Here is a 16,274-nt window from a genome sequence, read left to right as displayed (position 1 = left end):
TTATTGTGGGCAAGCGTATTTGATTAATCTTTGGCAAGGTTAAGATATAATAGAAATGGAATTGTGAAAAAAGTGTTACGTTGACTTTAAAAACGACAGAGGTGTATCTTTAAAGAAGTTTAAACGAGAGAGTCGAATAAAGTATAGTTGAAGTGGAGGCTGTTTCATTGTCTATTAAAAGTCATCATCTTCCTGTTCAATTGATGAGCAAATTGGAAAACAGAAAAGGGAAGAATCAAGCTATGCTTTTCAGTATAACAGAAGAAATGGATTTTATAGATCCCCTCGCTTTTTATTATGGCAATGATTCCGTTTATTCAGGTGAACGCTTTTTTTGGAAAGACTCCGAAAGCGACACGATTATAGTTGGTGTGGGGAATGCAGCTGTTTTAAGGAGCGAAAAGGGAATTAAGGAAAGATATAAAGAAATAGAGGAAAAATGGAATCATTTATTGAAAGAAGCGGTTATCGAAAACGCCTATAAAGAGGTTATGGGCACCGGTCCCCTTTTATTCGGTGGTTTTTCTTTTGACCCCGGCACGATAAAAGAGGAAAAATGGGCTCCGTTTTCTTCTGCCTATTTTGTTCTTCCGTCGTTTATGGTAACGATAAAAAAAGACCGTACATATTTGACTTCCAACGTGATTCATACGGCCCATGAAGAAGACGATTTTCTTGAAAAATGGATCAGCCAAAAAGAAAAGGTCATTAGAAACGCGAAAGAAGTCCCGAAAAGAATGACGGCCATCGTAAATGTGGCTGAGCACGGCAGCAACGAATGGAAGCAAGCAGTCCATAAAGCGGTTGAACAAATTCACTGTAATGAAACACTAAAAAAAGTGGTATTAGCCAGAATGTTAACCGTACAGTTTCAAGAAAGACCTTTTCTGGAAGCTGTATTAAAACGTTTATGGGAGGAGCAGCATGAAAGCTTCCTCTTTGCGCTGGAAACGATGAATCGTTGTTTTTTAGGCGCGTCTCCTGAAAGATTGGTCCAAAAGTGGCATGAAAATGTGCTTTCCACATGCTTGGCTGGTTCGATCCGGCGCGGCAAAGATTTAAAAGAGGACCAAAAGCTTGGACAAGAATTAATGGGAGATCGCAAAAATCGAAAAGAACATCAGTTGGTTGTCGATATGATTGGCAGCGTCATCAACAGTTTGTGTGAAAACGTTCAAATTCCAGAACAGCCGGAGCTGCTGAAATTGAGTGATATACAGCATCTTTTTACGCCTGTTGTCGGAAAAGCCCGTCGAAACATGTCGGTGCTGCAGTTTGTTGAAAGATTGCATCCTACTCCTGCGTTAGGCGGTCTGCCTCAGCAAGAAGGGCTGGAAAAGATTCGTCAATTGGAAGAAATAGACAGAGGTCTTTATGGCGGACCTATCGGCTGGATAGATGGCGACGGAAACGGAGAATTTGCAGTGGCCATCCGTTCTGGTCTTTTTCATGACGCTCAAGCTTATCTATACGCAGGATGCGGAATTGTAGCTGATTCAGAAGCGGAGAGCGAATATATAGAAACAAGCATTAAGTTTCGGCCAATGCTCCGGGCTATAGGAGGAGACATCCATGAATAATGAATCATTGACATTGTATTTATCCCATTTCATTGATGAATTGACGAAAGCAGGAGTTCGCCATGTTGTCGTCAGTCCGGGTTCGCGATCAACTCCGATGGCCATGTTGATGGCAGAACATCCTGACCTGCATTTGTATCTTCACATCGATGAGCGGTCAGCCGGTTTTTTTGCTTTGGGAATGGCAAAAGCTTTGCGAAAACCGATCGCGTTGCTCTGTACATCCGGAACCGCTGCAGCCAACTATTATCCGGCTGTGATCGAGGCAAATTATGCACGCGTCCCCTTGATTGTTCTTACAGCTGATCGACCACATGAACTAAGAGAAGTAGGGGCACCGCAAGCGATCGATCAAAATCATCTTTACGGTCGCCATGTGAAATGGTTTGTCGATATGGCGCTTCCGGAGACGGGGGATACGATGCTTCGCTACGCGCGTTCGAATGCGGCTCGAAGCGTTTATATAGCTTCTCAAGCACCGATGGGCCCGGTTCATTTGAATTTTCCGTTTCGTGAACCGCTTATCCCTGATTATGAGCATGCTTACGAATCCATCACACAAGCTGGACAGACTGTTCAGCTTCAAAATGTTGCGCGTGAACTTCCGGAGGAGGAACTGGAAGGCCTTGCGCATGAACTGGTTCAATATGAGCGCGGGATTATCGTTTGTGGAGCGCTTGATTCCACCGGTTTTTCCGAACAAGTCGTGAAGCTTTCGAAAGCGTTAGGTTTTCCCGTTTTGGCGGACCCGCTCTCACAGTTGAGAAGCGGCCCTTTTTTGTCAAAAGAAATTATAGATAGTTATGATTCTTTTTTGCGGGATCAAACCGTCCGCCGTCTGCTTGCTGCAGATGTGATCATTCGTTTTGGTGCCATGCCGGTCTCCAAAGCGTTGACTTTCTTTTTGCAAGAAAACCGCGATGCTGAGCAATGGGTGGTCGATGGCGGAGGTCTTTGGCGTGACCCTTCTTATTCTGCCACACGAATGATTGCCTGTGAGGAAACATCTTTTTGTCAAAAGTTATCAGAAAAGGTACGAAGAAACCATCATTCCCGGTGGATTGAAAAATGGATAGCCGTCAACGAGAAAACAAAAGAATGGATGCGCACCGTAAATGATGTCGAGTTTTTAGATGAAGGGAAACTGTTTTATCAGCTTCAACATGCATTGCCTGAAGGAGCCACTCTGTTCGTAGGCAACAGCATGCCGATTAGAGATGTAGATTCCTTCTTCTTTAAGAATTCTAAACAGATTGAAATTATGGCGAACCGGGGAGCCAATGGCATTGACGGGGTCGTTTCCACTGCCATGGGGGCGAGCGTATTTAGGCAGCCATTGTTTTTAGTCATCGGCGATCTTTCGCTCTTTCACGATATGAACGGGATGCTCGCAGCTAAACTGCATCGATTGAATGTGAATATCATCATCGTCAACAACAACGGCGGCGGCATTTTTTCTTATTTGCCCCAGGCAGAGCATCCAAAACATTTTGAAGAACTTTTTGGCACTCCCATCGATCTGGATTATTCGCTTGCTGCTGAAATGTACGGAGGCGACTATCAAAAAATATCAAGCTGGGATGAATTTCAAGAGTCTGTCCAAAAAGCGGTTTCCCATGAAGGATTATCCATTATTGAAGTACCGACCAATCGGGAAAAAAATGTCATGGTCCATCGACAATTGTGGAAGAATGTTTCCCGGGAAATAACTTCTATGCTGCTAGGTGAGAGAAAATGAATATGACGGTCAATGGCCGAACGTATTATTTCACAATCACTGGAAAAGGGGAGCCGCTTTTATTTCTTCATGGATTTACCGGCGACCATACAACATGGGATAAAATAGTGGCAAAGCTGCAAAAAGATTATCAATGCATTTCCATCGATATTCTCGGCCATGGCAACAGCGCACATCCGGAAAACAGCGAAGAATATGCGATCAAAAAGATTGCTGGTGACGTGATCGAACTATTGAGCCGTCTGAGTATCCAGAAAATCAATGTGATCGGCTATTCCATGGGAGGACGGCTAGCCTTGACGATGGCGGTATTATATCCGAAAAGAGTAAAACGGTTGATTTTGGAGAGTTCTTCTCCCGGTTTGAAAACCGAGACGGAAAGGTCTGCGCGCAGAAAACGAGATCATGCATTGGCAGAAAAAATTTTGCAAGCTGGTATTCAGGCATTTGTAGATGAGTGGGAAAAGATCCCTTTGTTTGCTTCTCAGTCTCAATTGCCGATCGAGATCAGAAAAAAAATCCGCGAACAAAGACTTCGCCAACATCCTTTAGGACTGGCCAATTCTCTTATAGGGATGGGTACTGGCGCACAGCCGTCTTGGTGGAGCCAATTAGATCGTCTGGACATGCCGGTGCTGTTGATCACCGGTTCACTGGATGTGAAATTTAAAAAAATTGCCCAAGAAATGAAAAAAATGCTGCCGAATGGACGTTGGGAAGAAGTCGAAGGCGCTGGGCACGCAATTCATGTCGAAGATAGTCAAAAGTTTGGTACAATAGTGAATGAGTTTATTAGTTCTACATAAGGAGGAGAATGAAAATGGGTTTTCCTTGGGTAAAGGAACGCGAATACGAAGATATTATTTATGAAACTTATAACCACATTGCCAAAATTACGATTAACCGCCCGGAAGTTAGAAATGCTTTTCGGCCGAAAACGGTCATGGAAATGATCGATGCTTTTTCGTATGCCCGCGATGATTCTAATATTGGAGTCATCATTTTAACAGGTGCAGGAGACAAAGCGTTTTGTTCCGGCGGTGACCAAAAAGTCCGCGGCCATGGCGGCTATGTAGGAGAAGATAATATTCCGCGCTTAAATGTATTGGATTTGCAGCGTTTGATTCGCGTGATTCCGAAACCGGTTATTGCGATGGTAGCCGGATATGCCATTGGCGGCGGTCATGTCCTTCATGTCGTTTGCGATTTAACGATTGCGGCTGACAATGCGATCTTCGGACAAACCGGACCGAAAGTGGGAAGCTTTGACGGTGGATACGGAGCTGGCTATTTGGCTCGTCTTGTCGGTCATAAAAAAGCGAGAGAAATCTGGTATCTCTGCCGTCAATACAACGCTCAGGAAGCATTGGAAATGGGGCTTGTCAATACAGTTGTTCCACTTGAGAAATTAGAAGAAGAAACGGTGAAATGGGCGGAAGAAATTTTAGAAAAAAGTCCGACGGCCATTCGTTTCTTAAAAGCGGCGTTCAATGCTGATACCGATGGCTTAGCCGGAATTCAGCAATTGGCCGGCGACGCAACGTTGCTTTATTATACAACCGATGAAGCAAAAGAAGGACGCGATGCCTTTAAAGAAAAACGTAAACCAAATTTTGGACAATTCCCGCGTTTCCCTTGATATCATACAAGAATCACGAAGAAAGCTTGATGGAATTCCATCAAGCTTTTTTGAATCATAGAAAGGAGGTTTTCGTGTGGCCGCAGTATTACCCAATTTTTTAAAACAGCGGGCATCATTAACTCCTGACCGTCCTGCCGTTCTTTTTCATGATCAGTCTTATACGTTTCAAGACGTTTTCGAAAAAGCGCTGAAATTCGCGGAAAAAATTGCATCCTACTCCATCAGTTCGGGGGATGCGGTAGCCTTGTTAGTCAAAAACAAACCGGAATCGATTTTTATTATTTATGCTTTACAGCAGTTAGGCGCAGTGGCGGTCATGATCAATACAAGATTAACAGAATCAGAAATCTCATGGCAGATTACGGATTCAGAGGCCAAGCTCCTGATTTACGATGATGAATTTAAAGATACAGCGGATCGCGTCCAAAATCAAAACGGGAATTTGGAAAAAGCAAGCATAGATGAACTGAAGGAAAGAGAGCCGCGTCTTACATTTATTGCTGAAGAGTGGAAGATGGATCATATATGTTCCATTATGTACACTTCAGGTACGACCGGCAATCCAAAAGGAGTTTTGCAATCATACGATAATCATTTTTGGAGTGCAGCCGGTTCTGCGTTGAATTTAGGGTTAAAAGAAGATGATCTATGGATTTGTGCTGTCCCTCTTTTCCACATCAGCGGCTATTCCATATTAATGCGCAGCATCATATACGGAATGACTGTTCGGCTATATGAACGATTTGATGAAGAAGACATCAACAATAAGCTGATCAACGGTGAAGGAACGATTATTTCCGTTGTGACGGTGATGTTGCAACGTTTGTTGAATAATCTTGGAAATAAATCTTATTCATCACGTTTTCGCTGCATGCTTCTCGGCGGAGGCCCGGCGCCAAAATCAATTTTGGAACAATGTGCTGAAAAAGGAATTCCCGTTTTTCAAACATACGGAATGACCGAAACTTCCTCGCAAATCGTAACGCTTCCGCCTGAATATAGTTTGAGCAAGCTTGGATCAGCCGGAAAGCCGCTTTTTCCAGCACAAATTCGCATTATGGAAGATGGGAAAGTGCTGCCTCCTCTGAAAGCCGGTGAAATTGTCGTGAAAGGACCAAATGTGACGAAAGGTTATTTGAAAAGGGAAGATGCGAATCGCGAACGATTCCAAGATGGTTGGCTGTTCACGGGGGATATCGGCTATTTGGATGAAGAGGGTTTTCTGTATGTGTTGGATCGGCGTTCAGATTTGATTATTTCCGGTGGAGAGAACATATATCCGGCAGAAATCGAATCGGTTCTAACGGGACATCCGGATGTTGTCGAAGCCGGAGTCATCGGCGTAAACGATGCAAACTGGGGCCAAGTGCCGGTTGCGTTTCTCGTCGTGAAAAAACACGTTCCAGAAAAGGAATTATTGGATTATTGCCGAATGCATTTGGCAAAATATAAAATTCCAAGGCGCTTTTTTACCGTGCCGGCATTGCCAAGAAATGCGTCCAACAAATTGTTAAGAAGAGAATTAAAACAGCTGTACCGGGAAATGGTGAAAAAAAATGCCCATAGCTCGGCCGAATAAAAAAGGCTTGCCAAAGCGGCAGCCTCTTTTTTATGGATTGACGTTTTCCTTTAAGGTAAATGTCAATGTCTCTTACTTACATATAAAGTCGGAAGCGATTTGTAACGATTCGGAATTTAGATGGGCGCTTTCTTAACGAACGAATTTCTTTTTTAATCATCATTCTTTTTTTGCGGCCATTTTTCGGGTACGGGATCATAGCCGCCGGGATGAAAAGGATGGCATTTGCTGATTCGTCTTAATGTTAACATTCCGCCTTTCAGGACGCCAAAACGCTCTATCGCTTCTAAACCGTACTGAGAGCAGGTTGGATAAAATCGGCAAGAAGGAGGCATTAATGGAGATATCGCTTTTTGGTAAACTCGGATAAAGAATATGGCAAACTTTTTTCCCATGATACACCTCTCCCTAACAGTAGGTTTATTTTATCATGATTCCAGATCGAGATACAAAAAATGACAACGTTTGATGTTTAGTTTAAAATGGAAATGGGAACAACATAAATGTGGAGGGTGATAAAAATGTCGGAAAAATTATTGGAAATCGTCAATAAGCAAGTAGCCAATTGGACAGTGCTTTACACAAAATTACATAACTTCCATTGGTATGTAAAAGGTTCACAATTTTTTGTCCTTCATGAAAAATTTGAAGAATTTTATAATGAAGCAAGCGAAAATATTGATGAATTGGCAGAACGACTGCTGGCATTAGGCGGTCAGCCGATCGCTACGTTGAAAGAAAGCTTGGAAGTAGCTAGTGTGAAGGAAGCCGAAGGAACGGAAACCGCTGAAGAAATGGTACAGGCGACCGTAAACGATTTCTCGATCTTAATAAAAGAATTAAAAGAAGGAATGGACTTGGCCGCAGAAGTGGGCGATGACACGACAGGAGATATGCTGCTTTCCATTCACCAAAAACTAGACAAGCATGTTTGGATGTTGAATTCTTTTCTTGGCAAATAAGTAGTGTGAGGGTGTCCTAAATTTGAATGAGGGACACCCTTTTTTATGAAAAAGTGAAAACTTTTTCTGTGATATCATGCAATCATCATAAAAACACCATGGAGTGTATAAAGAGTACAATACATTGAGCCAATGAACAGGGAGATTCACATATCCAAAAATGAACTTCCGGAAATATCCGAATGAAGGCTCAAACATCATTCAGAGCATGTTAGTGTTTAAATGAAAAAGCAACCTTTCCGAGTGTTTACTATTTTTTATTCGTGTAACACTCTCATTTCTTTTTTTAAATGGCTCTGTTAAATGTTTGCTGTTTTTGCAAAATAATGGACCTTAGATGGATGAGGTCCATTTATCTATGTGCGCCCGGCATGTACATGAACTATAGGGTGTAAGTCCCGAACCCCGAAGACAGAAGTAGAGGTTAGCCAAGAGCAAGGGTGTCCGTGGTGACGCGGAATCTGAAGGAAGCTGGAGGCAAAACACCGGTCCGAGGAACACGAACCTCATATAAGGCTAGGTATGATTGAGTGAGTTTGCATAACAAAACAAAGCTCTTTCTGTCGAAGGTCATATCGAGTAAATGAGGCGGATAGATGGTGTGAAAGTGCATGTACTTACCCGGGGAGGTCTGGCGGATATGTGAAGTACTCTTCATAACCTACTTAGTGATAAGTAGCTGAACCGTCAGAAGTCAGCAGAGGTCATAGTATTAGTTGGTCTAGAACAACTAAGAAGGACCGAACAATTAAGAGAGAATAGCCCTTGGTATTCAGTGAGTCATGATGAACACAGAAAACGTAGTACCTCACTTGAGGGAGGAAGCGGTGAATCCCGTGGGAGACCTCTTGGAGGGTGGAGTGACCACTGGCATAAAGAGAACAGCTATTCACGGAAGTTATAAAGACTTGCGTCAATGATCTTAATTGAACCGCCGTATACGGAACCGTACGTACGGTGGTGTGAGAGGACGGGAGTTAATCGCTCCCTCCTACTCGATTAGAAATCCATAAAACTTATTTTTCTTTGAAAATTGCTGGATTTTCAGCAACAAGTTCTACATACCCACATTGAGTGCATACAAATGCGTTAACGCTTGACGTTTTTTCCTTTAAAGAATCCTGATTTCATCTTTTCAATTCCCGCCACCGCCGGGGATTACAGACACCCTAGTCATCTCTTCTTGGCATCTTAAACAGTTTCGATTATTGGTTTCCATTGTGTTGCCCCCTATTTCTTAAAAATGGACTTTTACTATCATACGTTTTGATAATAAATTAGTTTTACATCCGGTAAAACGTCGGGGAATACAGGTAATTCTTCAGCTTGGAAATTCGGAAAGATAATTATTAACATTTGAATGATGATAACTTCCTTTAATACACTCTTTCCGATCTTATTGAAAGCGATCATGTTATGAAATAACGGGTATGATCGAGTGAATGGGTCAAACTATCTTCTTTTTTGCATTCCGGGTTTAAAGGACAATAATCCTAACCCGATGAATAACAAAAGAACCCCCATCCATGCAATGGGAACCAGCGTCTCACCAACTATGAAAACACCAAGTAATGCAGCAGTGAGCGGCTCAGCCAAAGAAAGGCTAACCGCCGTTGAGGCGAGGATCCCCATCAGTCCTTTTGCAAAAAACATATAAGAAAGCGCAGTGGCAAAAAGTCCGAGATATAAAGCAACAGCTATCCCATGAAGATCTAATAGCCATTTGAGATTGTATACAAATAAAAAGGGGGTTAAGAAAATCGAACTTAAAGTAAACACAACCCCAACTACTGCCTCGGGTATGTGCTTTTCGAGCAAATGTTTCGTGATCAACGTATATGCCGCAAATGATAATCCCGCACCAATTGCCATAATGATGCCTAACGGCGCGGCATTCATTTCATGATCATTCAGAATAAGCAATAGACAGCCCATCATTGCTAAAAACGTCGCAAGCCACCAATTTCGTTCAGGAGTTTTCCTCTTCACAATCCATTCAAGGATGCCTGCTAAAATCGGGGCGCTTCCGATTGCCGTAACGGTTCCTATTGCGACTCCTGTTAATTTCACTGCGGAGAAAAAAAGCGGTTGATAGGCAGCGATACATAATGCAGCCATGATAACGGGGATAACCGACCACCCTTGATGATTTAATTTCCTTTTCAAAAAAGCGGAGATGAGCAACGCGGGACCGCCGATGGCTAACCGGACAGCTCCGATAACAACAGGGGTGGCGCTATCAGGTGCAAAAGTTTGGGCTGTTCCCGTTGTCCCCCATAATATTGCAGCTAGAAAAACAAGAAAAGCAGACCTCCCATCTGTCATAAGAAATTCTCCTCCTGTAAAAAGAAACACCATGGTCAAAGGGGGGGATGGTATCTAACTTTTTTCTTTATTATATATTATTCAGAAAATATATAATATTATAAAGCGTTTAGATTTTAACATACTACTTTTTTATTTCCAAGAGAAAAAGAAGACGTCGTTATGGAGCAGGTATTAAACTGTACGCCTTAATAAAACGGAAGTTTCACTTTATATTTAATTATTAGATAATTTATGTAATAATGAATTAAAAGAATAGACCGAATTGAACAAAAGAGTGATTTGATTTGCATCTGGTGGAGGAAAAAATGACGGACGGTTTTAGTGATCCTAATCGGGGGTGATAAAAGGATAAGGGAAAGGATAGCTGAAATTTAGAGGATTATTGAATGTATTGGATTCGTTGGGAAAATGAAAGAGCCGTCGGTAAATACGGAAAGATAGAGGTGCTGTGATGACGAATATTGTGAAAGCGCATTCTAAGCTATATGTGCTGGATAATGGCCGAATGAAAATGGATAAAAACTTTATGGTTGCCATGCATAATCCGGCTACTGTAGATCATCCCAACCAGCCTACGGAATTTATTGAGTTTCCGATTTATACCGTACTGATCGATCATCCGGAAGGAAAAATTTTGTTTGATACCGCTTGCAATCCGAACTCAATGGGAGTGAAAGGGCGCTGGGAAGAAATGACCCAAAAGACCTTTCCTTGGGAAGCGAGCGAAGAATGCTATTTACATAACCGGCTGGAACAGTTGAAAGTGCGTCCTGAAGATATCCGATACGTTGTAGCTTCTCATTTGCATTTGGACCATGCCGGCTGCTTGGAAATGTTTACAAATGCGACGATTATCGTTCATGAAGATGAATTGAACGGTGCTTTAAGATGTTATGCTGAGCATCAAAAAGGCGGCGCCTATATTTGGGCTGATATTGATGCTTGGATCAAAAACCATCTGCAGTGGAAGACCATCGGCAGAAATGAGGACCAGCTTAAATTGGCGGAAGATGTGACGCTTTTGAACTTTGGCAGCGGCCATGCTTGGGGGATGTTAGGTCTGCATGTTCAACTGCCGGGTACGGGAGGAATTATTTTAGCTTCCGATGCTGTCTATTCAGCTGAAAATTATGGCCCTCCCATCAAAGTTCCGGGAATTATTTATGATTCTTTAGGTTATGTAAAAGCAGTGGAAAAAATCAAACGATTGGCGAAAGAAACCAATTCTCAAGTATGGTTTGGCCATGACAGCCAACAATTTCAATCATTTATTAAGTCTACTGAAGGATATTATGAATAGGGAGATGTACTAGCAAAATGAAGACAAAATCAGCCGTATTGTATGAGTTGGGATTATCACGTCCGTATGCAGAAAGCCAGCCTTTGAAAATAAGAGAATTGGAGCTGGATCCGCCGAAAAGGGGAGAAATCCTGGTCAGAATCAAAGCGGCTGGATTATGCCACTCAGACTTATCTGTGATTAACGGCGACAGACCGCGGCCTACACCAATGGCACTGGGACATGAAGCAGCAGGAATTGTAGAAAAAGTCGGGGAAGGGGTAGACGATTTGCAAGAAGGTGATCATGTAGTTTGTGTCTTTGTTCCTAGTTGCGGACATTGTCTGCCCTGTCAGGAAGGTCGGCCGGCTTTATGCGAAAAAGGAGCCGAAACAAATAATCAAGGTACTCTATTGAGCGGTGAAAGAAGACTGCATGAAAACGGTTCAGATATTCATCACCATCTCGGCGTTTCGGCTTTTTCTGAATATGTAGTGGTTGCCAGAAATTCGGTTGTAAAAGTGGATAAGGATGTACCGTTTGAACGATTGGCATTATTCGGATGTGCGGTGATGACCGGAGTCGGGGCGGTAGTGAATACTGCAAAAGTTCAGATGGGAAGCACCGTGGCGATTGTCGGGTTGGGCGGAGTCGGTTTGAGCGCCCTTTTAGGCGCGGTGGCATCTGGTGCGAGAAAGATCGTCGCCATTGATCTGAATCAAGAAAAGCTGGAATTCGCCAAACAGCTTGGTGCGACGGATGTTTTCAATGCAGGAGATGAGCATGTAGTAGAAAACGTGAAGGCCGCTACTGACGGAGGGGTTGATTATGCGTTTGAAACGGCAGGAGCGGTGCCGGCCATGGATACGGCTTATAAAATTACCAGAAGAGGTGGAATGACGATTACAACCGGTCTTCCTCACCCTTCGCACAAGTTTTCATTCACGCAAGTGACTTTAACGGCAGAGGAAAGAACGATGAAAGGTTCTTATGTCGGAAGCTGCGTTCCTTTCAGAGATATTCCGAGATTTATTGATATGTATAAACAAGGGAAACTGCCGATTGATAAACTTCTTAGCGGCACTATTCCTTTGGAGCAAATCAATGAAGGATTTGACCGCTTAAGCAATGGTGAAGTCAACAGGCTGGTTGTCCTCCCATAATAGGGAATTTGCAATCGGTCACCATTGAAAACACATGATGACGTCTTGCGATTTTTTACCGGGCGTCATCATGTGCTTTTTTTACGGCCCGTAAAGTCATGGCTTATGTAACCAATTAGTGGAAATTGTGCTTTCCTTTTAACAGCTGTTCATCTTCCTGAGCAAATTTTTCCTTTAATTCTTCAAATAAATATAATCGAAAAAAATATTCCAGTTCTGGATCGGGCAAATCGTGGATGATATCCAGCAGTTCTTTTCGAGACAAATGTTCTAAAACGGATAACGTAATCATATCCAAATCTTCTTCCGTTCCTTGCAAGCGCCCTCGATACAGTTCATATAATTCATCGACTAATTTCATATGGAAAGCCTCCTTTACTTCAGATTCCAAAACTTTTCATGTAAATATTATTCTCCATTTTTTCCGTTTGACATTCGATTTAATCTTTTTCAAAGAGAAGTCTTCTATGTGTCAAGAGCCACTTTAAACAGTGCATAGAATAGACAAGTTTCTCATATAGGTAGTAATAAAAAGTTGAGAGCATGGGTGAAGAGTGTGAGCAAAAAATTGCTGATGATTGGGTTGGGAAGTACGATGATCGGGATAGGAATTAATACATTTATTATTCCATCCCACATCATAAATGGTGGAATCTTTGGCATTAGTTTATTAGTGAAATATTTATGGGGATTTAAGATGGGGATGACGATGGTATGTTTAAATGTTCCCATTTATTTGATGGCATTAAAGTATGACCTTTCTTATTTTTTACATAGTCTATATGGATTGATGATCACCTCCATAATGATCGATCTATTATTAAATGGAATAGTTCATTTTCCTGTTATAGCAAGTGCTCTACTGGGAGGGCTAACAATTGGGATGGGAGTAGGGATCATGCTCAGATATAATGCCTCTCCGGGTGGAATTGATCTTCTTGTTTTTTTAATTTCAAAATCCACTTCGATTAATGTTGGTTATCTTCTCATTCTAATTGATTCATTGATTATTCTTTTCGGTTTATGGATACTAGGAGACAAAATACTTCTATACTCCTTAATAACGGTAGCTAGTGTAGCTGCAATGGCTGGTATCTTGACTTCGTTTAAATCCGTTACCTATATAAGATGAAAGAGTAAAAATGATGGCTTTCTCAATCACTCATTGTAAAAGCTATAGCCAAAAGTGCATCTGTATAAAAATTGCTTTTTCGTTGCATGACTTTTTTGATTTACTTTGGATTAGACGGCTAGAAAAGCCTTGAAAAAAATTTCTTAACCTTCTAATATTTGTTCATTGCTCCTCCTTAACCCCCTTATTTCTTTCATTGAAGAATAAAAGAATGTTCCCCGCTTGTTGAATCAACCGTACAGTTGAGGTGGGGACTCGCTCATAAAAGATCTCCGTTTATTCTAGTCATTTCTTTTTTTACAACAAGACCTTATGAGCACGACAACATGAAGTGCTTGTATATTTTTAAAGAAAGTTGAAAAAAGTAAAAATAACAAAAAAGAAAAGAGGAGGATATCATTTGGCCGGTGAGAAAAAAACTTACTATGTACATGTTGGGAATGGAGAGATTCTCAAAACATCTCAGGATTCCCCATGGAATTATCGGATTTTTGCCACGGACGAAGAAATAACTCGTTTGCGCGAAATATTTGAATCGAATTATTCGGTAGAATGGCAAAATTTTTTCCGCAGCCACGCCCCGTATGTTCAATACCATTACGATCGGGAAAATGATGCCTATGACCGAAATCTTCGCAAAATCTATGAAATGATTTATCAATTGGGCGATGATGAGGCCAAAAATCATATCGAACAAATAGGGATTTTGGATGGCAGCTATTGGGAAGAAAAAGGGGATTTGTAACGAATAGAAGGAATGCGAAACGATTCATTCCACGGTATAATATCGGTAAAACCAAGAAAATCGAGTGTGACCAAAAAATGAAGAAGTTTTACGATCAAAACGGATATGAAGTGCAGCTTTGTTTTTCTCAAAATGCTTTTACCATCCCTCCAAAGCATGTTCTTGTTATATGCCGATACGACGATAGCTGGCTTTTGACCAATCATCCGAAAAGGGGATTGGAATTTCCGGGTGGAAAAATCGAAGAAGGAGAAACGGTGCAAGAGGCCGCCAAAAGGGAAGTTTGGGAAGAAACAGGCGGCCTGTTGAACAACCATTTGCTCTATTTGGGTGAATATTTGGTCAAAGATCCTATAAAGCCTTTTGTAAAAGCGATATGCTACGGCATGATTGATTCGTTGGTTCCTAAAAAGGATTATTTAGAAACAGACGGCCCGGTCTTAATAAAAGGGGACTTGAATCGGTATTTGAACTCAAGTAAATTCAGCTTTTTGATGAAAGACGATGTGGTGCAGCAAACGCTGTGTTATTTGAAACAATCGCAGGGCATTTCTTTTTAGTTTCGATTCTTGGCCGTTAATTTTTCCAACACGGCTACTGCTTGATACATAATGGCTGCCAATACGGCAATGATCAATAACGACATGAGTACAAGCGTAAAGTCAAATACTTGGAACCCGTAAATGATTAAATAACCGAGTCCTTCGTTGGAAACAAGATATTCTCCGACAATCACGCCTACCCATGATAGACCGACATTTACTTTCAAAGTAGAGATGATCGCGGGGAGGCTGGATGGAAAAACAGCTTCTTGAAAGATTTGTTTCCGGGTGGCTCCGAACGTCTGCAATACTTTCAAGTAGTTTGGATCCACTTCCCGAAAGGACGTATATACGACGATGGTGGTGATGATGACGGAAACCACTGCTCCCATCGTGATGATGGAAGTAAAACCAGGGCCTAACGCGACGATGAGAATCGGGCCAAGAGCTACTTTAGGCAGAGCGTTTAACACAACGAGGTAAGGATCCAAAATCTTGGAAAGAAGAGGAGACCACCACAAAATAGTGGCAAGTATCGTGCCGGCTAAAGTCCCGATGATAAATCCCGCCGCTGTTTCTGTTAAAGTAACGACCATATGGTGAAACAAGGAAGCATCGCTGATTTTATTGAGAAGCAAATGCCAAATTTTAGAGGGAGAGCTGAAGATCAGCGGATCCACCCATTCCCGGCGGCTGGCGACTTCCCAGATCGTGAAAAAGGCGAGAAATAATAGGATCTGGCATATGGTGATGAACCGTTTTTCCTTTTTGATTTTTAATTTATAGTTCTGATGCAGTGAGGAAATGCGATCATCCATTTTCAAGACTTTCCAACTCCTTCCATATTTCTTGGAAAAACGGTGTAAAGGATAAATGGTTTCTTGCTTCGAGCGGAGAAAGGGATCTCAGTTCATCCGGCACTTCAAAGACTTTATGGATTCGTCCGGGACCTTTGGAAAATAGATAGATCCTGTCGCTCATACAAATCGCTTCGCCAATATCGTGTGTCACTAAAATAGCCGTTTTTTGAAAAGACTTTAGCGTTTGGAAAACTAAATCCTCAAGCTTCAGTTTTGTTTGATAATCTAAGGCAGAAAAAGGTTCATCTAATAACAGCAGTTTCGGATTGACTGCCAATGTTCGGACTAGTGCCACTCTTTGTCGCATTCCCCCCGACAGCTGCCGGGGTGTTTGATTGCGAACGTTTTTTAATCCCATTTGCTCCAAAAGGGATAGGGCGTTTGCTTTACTCGTTTCGTTTAATTGTTTCATTACTTTTAAGCCGAGCAGAACGTTTTGTTCAATGGTTTTCCAAGGAAATAAGTAATCTTGCTGAAGCATATAACCGATGGTATTTTTTAAATTTTTTGGATGTTGTCCGTCCACATAAATCGTTCCATACGTCGGGGTCATCAGTCCTGCGATGAGCGATAGGAGGGTCGTTTTCCCGCAACCGCTCGGCCCTAATAAAGAAATAAATTCGCCTTCCTCCACGGTCATTTGAATATTATGAACAGCTTCGAAAGCTGCTTCGGGGGTAAAGTAAGTATAAGAGACATGATCGATTTCGACGAAACTCAAGAC

General features: G+C 42.0%; 16 protein-coding genes. 11 read left to right on the top strand and 5 right to left on the bottom strand.

Features of this window, described 5'->3' with window-relative positions; genetic code table 11:
- Positions 1-167 precede the first annotated feature (167 nt).
- The 5 genes from N1I87_RS13880 (at position 168) to N1I87_RS13860 (ending at position 6,539) form a co-directional block, all read left to right on the top strand.
- Positions 168-1,580, top strand: a complete 1,413-nt coding sequence (locus N1I87_RS13880) for an isochorismate synthase (protein ID WP_341102347.1) — start codon at positions 168-170, stop codon at positions 1,578-1,580.
- Positions 1,573-3,318: a 2-succinyl-5-enolpyruvyl-6-hydroxy-3-cyclohexene-1-carboxylic-acid synthase gene (gene menD / locus N1I87_RS13875; protein ID WP_341102345.1), complete on the top strand. Its 1,746-nt coding sequence runs from the start codon at positions 1,573-1,575 to the stop codon at positions 3,316-3,318. The genes N1I87_RS13880 and menD overlap by 8 nt, the downstream gene beginning before the upstream one ends.
- The gene (menH, locus tag N1I87_RS13870; RefSeq protein WP_341102343.1) at positions 3,315-4,124 is read left to right on the top strand and encodes a 2-succinyl-6-hydroxy-2,4-cyclohexadiene-1-carboxylate synthase; all 810 of its coding nucleotides are present in this window, start codon (positions 3,315-3,317) and stop codon (positions 4,122-4,124) included. Before menD ends, menH begins: the two co-directional genes overlap by 4 nt.
- Before the next feature lie 14 nt (positions 4,125-4,138).
- On the top strand, positions 4,139-4,957 hold the full coding sequence (gene menB, locus N1I87_RS13865; RefSeq protein WP_003352704.1) for a 1,4-dihydroxy-2-naphthoyl-CoA synthase: 819 nt from the start codon (positions 4,139-4,141) through the stop codon (positions 4,955-4,957).
- 76 nt (positions 4,958-5,033) lie between these two features.
- On the top strand, positions 5,034-6,539 hold the full coding sequence (locus N1I87_RS13860; RefSeq protein ID WP_341102339.1) for an o-succinylbenzoate--CoA ligase: 1,506 nt from the start codon (positions 5,034-5,036) through the stop codon (positions 6,537-6,539).
- A 152-nt stretch (positions 6,540-6,691) separates the two neighbouring features.
- On the opposite strand, the gene yidD is transcribed toward N1I87_RS13860, so the two are convergent.
- Positions 6,692-6,934 carry a membrane protein insertion efficiency factor YidD gene (yidD, locus tag N1I87_RS13855; protein ID WP_341102336.1) on the bottom strand — a complete coding sequence of 81 codons (243 nt, stop codon included), beginning with the start codon at positions 6,932-6,934 and terminating at the stop codon, positions 6,692-6,694.
- 126 nt (positions 6,935-7,060) lie between these two features.
- Between yidD and N1I87_RS13850 the strand changes: the two genes are divergently transcribed.
- Positions 7,061-7,501 (top strand): Dps family protein, encoded by a 441-nt coding sequence (locus tag N1I87_RS13850; RefSeq protein ID WP_341102333.1) that lies wholly within the window; start codon positions 7,061-7,063, stop codon positions 7,499-7,501.
- Positions 7,502-8,953: 1,452 nt separating this feature from the next.
- On the opposite strand, the gene N1I87_RS13845 is transcribed toward N1I87_RS13850, so the two are convergent.
- Positions 8,954-9,826 carry an EamA family transporter gene (locus N1I87_RS13845; RefSeq protein ID WP_341102330.1) on the bottom strand — a complete coding sequence of 291 codons (873 nt, stop codon included), beginning with the start codon at positions 9,824-9,826 and terminating at the stop codon, positions 8,954-8,956.
- A gap of 454 nt (positions 9,827-10,280) precedes the next feature.
- Between N1I87_RS13845 and ahlS the strand changes: the two genes are divergently transcribed.
- Together ahlS and N1I87_RS13835 are read left to right on the top strand one after the other, a co-directional pair.
- Positions 10,281-11,129: an AhlS family quorum-quenching N-acyl homoserine lactonase gene (gene ahlS, locus N1I87_RS13840; protein ID WP_341102325.1), complete on the top strand. Its 849-nt coding sequence runs from the start codon at positions 10,281-10,283 to the stop codon at positions 11,127-11,129.
- A 17-nt stretch (positions 11,130-11,146) separates the two neighbouring features.
- Positions 11,147-12,271 (top strand): zinc-dependent alcohol dehydrogenase family protein, encoded by a 1,125-nt coding sequence (locus N1I87_RS13835; RefSeq protein ID WP_270584357.1) that lies wholly within the window; start codon positions 11,147-11,149, stop codon positions 12,269-12,271.
- A gap of 115 nt (positions 12,272-12,386) precedes the next feature.
- Here N1I87_RS13835 and N1I87_RS13830 read toward each other — a convergent pair whose 3' ends face one another.
- Positions 12,387-12,632, bottom strand: a complete 246-nt coding sequence (locus tag N1I87_RS13830) for a DUF6154 family protein (RefSeq protein ID WP_003352715.1) — start codon at positions 12,630-12,632, stop codon at positions 12,387-12,389.
- A gap of 174 nt (positions 12,633-12,806) precedes the next feature.
- Between N1I87_RS13830 and N1I87_RS13825 the strand changes: the two genes are divergently transcribed.
- From N1I87_RS13825 to ytkD, 3 genes are all read left to right on the top strand, one after another.
- Positions 12,807-13,403, top strand: coding sequence for a YitT family protein (locus N1I87_RS13825; protein WP_341102322.1), 597 nt, complete (start codon positions 12,807-12,809; stop codon positions 13,401-13,403).
- A gap of 400 nt (positions 13,404-13,803) precedes the next feature.
- Positions 13,804-14,148, top strand: coding sequence for a hydrolase (locus tag N1I87_RS13820; RefSeq protein WP_270584359.1), 345 nt, complete (start codon positions 13,804-13,806; stop codon positions 14,146-14,148).
- Positions 14,149-14,225: 77 nt separating this feature from the next.
- Positions 14,226-14,708, top strand: a complete 483-nt coding sequence (gene ytkD / locus N1I87_RS13815; protein WP_270584360.1) for an RNA deprotection pyrophosphohydrolase — start codon at positions 14,226-14,228, stop codon at positions 14,706-14,708.
- Here ytkD and N1I87_RS13810 read toward each other — a convergent pair.
- Together N1I87_RS13810 and N1I87_RS13805 are read right to left on the bottom strand one after the other, a co-directional pair.
- On the bottom strand, positions 14,705-15,508 hold the full coding sequence (locus tag N1I87_RS13810) for an ABC transporter permease (protein WP_270584363.1): 804 nt from the start codon (positions 15,506-15,508) through the stop codon (positions 14,705-14,707). The two genes, ytkD and N1I87_RS13810, sit on opposite strands and share 4 nt — an antisense overlap.
- The gene (locus N1I87_RS13805; RefSeq protein ID WP_341102320.1) at positions 15,501-16,271 is read right to left on the bottom strand and encodes an ABC transporter ATP-binding protein; all 771 of its coding nucleotides are present in this window, start codon (positions 16,269-16,271) and stop codon (positions 15,501-15,503) included. Before N1I87_RS13805 ends, N1I87_RS13810 begins: the two co-directional genes overlap by 8 nt.
- Between the last annotated feature and the right edge of the window lie 3 nt (positions 16,272-16,274).

This window comes from Bacillus sp. FSL W8-0102, assembly GCF_038007225.1.
Classification (GTDB): domain Bacteria; phylum Bacillota; class Bacilli; order Bacillales; family DSM-4216; genus Bacillus_O; species Bacillus_O smithii.
The sequence above is the reverse complement of the archived record's forward strand: the minus strand, read 5'-3'. Positions and strand labels throughout refer to the sequence as shown.